We start from the raw sequence: 1,291 nt of genomic DNA, 5'->3' as shown, positions 1-1,291 counted from the left end.
CCACCGCTTGTGTACTTTGTGCACCGTGTCCAGCCATATTCTGTCCACCATGAGAACGAGAAGCATGTGGATTAGCATTTCCGCTACCATGGGTGCCATGATGACCTCCGTATTGGGCTCCGCTTGTTCCATTGGAAGCTTTTGCTGTTTCAGAAGATGATCCTGATCTCGCGAGGACAAATGTCCCTCCGCTCGGTACTGTTCTTTCTTTTAATGATGATTGTTCCGATGCAGGTGCTTTTGCTGCTGGCTGACTTGATTCTGTTCCCGTTGATGAGATAAAGGGCGCGGGTTTTACAGCAACCGATTTTATTGGAGTAGCTTGCACTTGTACAGCCCCTGCTGATACAGATGATGTTTCTGCAGATTTTGCAGACCCAGTTACTCCATTTGTTCCTCCTACTGATGGTTGATCTCCTATGTCTGATCTTGCCAATAGGAGCGTTGACTGCTCTGGTGAGCTTGCTCCTGTGGTAGAGGATGTTGATTTAGGTGCAGGTGATTTTAATCCATTTACCCTGCTTACCGATGTCGGTCCTGTACCTGATCTTTCCAATGAGGACGATGGCGATTGCACTGAACTCACCGTCTGTCTAGAGGATGCTGATTGTGGTATTGGCGATGCAGATGGCGTTTTTAATGGTGGTGTTGAAACTCCTGAATTTCCCCTTCCCACTACCACTGTTTTTTCTGCTGTTGAATTGACATTGCCAGAACTTCTAGTTATTGCTGCTTTATTTGATTGTGTTGCTCCTGTTTGTGGTTGTTGAACTGTATTTACTGATCTAGTTAGTGCTTGACTGGATTGCGCTGCAACAGATTGTTCTGACGTGGATCCTGCTGTTGGAGTCCCTCCTGTTGTAGTTCCTGTACCTGCAGGTGCTCTTGAGGTGTCTTTTTGCGTTTGTACTCCTGCTGTTGCTTGTGAGATTGGAGATGTTTGTGGTTTTGCGGATCTGCGGGATCTTACGACTGCATTTTCTACTGTAGTGTTATCAGCCGCTCCTATGGTAATGGTCTTTGTGTGTTTTTTTCCAGATACCATTAAATCCGTATCGATGCCAAAAATAAAGTTATCACCGAGATCAATATTAGAACCTGCATAAAAACCACCTACAAAACCTGAAAGTTTAGGAGAGAACTCTTTATCTAGTGGTAAACTCTTTTCTTGACCAACAAGAGCCATATCAGCTTTGCTCGAAAAACCACCAGCCTGGACACCTAAATAAAGACCTGTCCATGAAAAAGTAGGTGCAACAATGGTAGAAGCAGTCGATGATGCTGGCTGATG

Annotated in this window: 1 pseudogene; it reads right to left on the bottom strand. The window is 45.1% G+C overall.

Annotated elements, in window-relative coordinates:
- A pseudogene (locus ACFIQE_RS10495) lies at positions 1–1,291 on the bottom strand (hypothetical protein); the annotation flags it as partial.

This window comes from Bartonella sp. AA1HLJMS (assembly GCF_042197445.1).
Lineage (GTDB): Bacteria > Pseudomonadota > Alphaproteobacteria > Rhizobiales > Rhizobiaceae > Bartonella.
The sequence above is the reverse complement of the archived record's forward strand: the minus strand, read 5'-3'. Positions and strand labels throughout refer to the sequence as shown.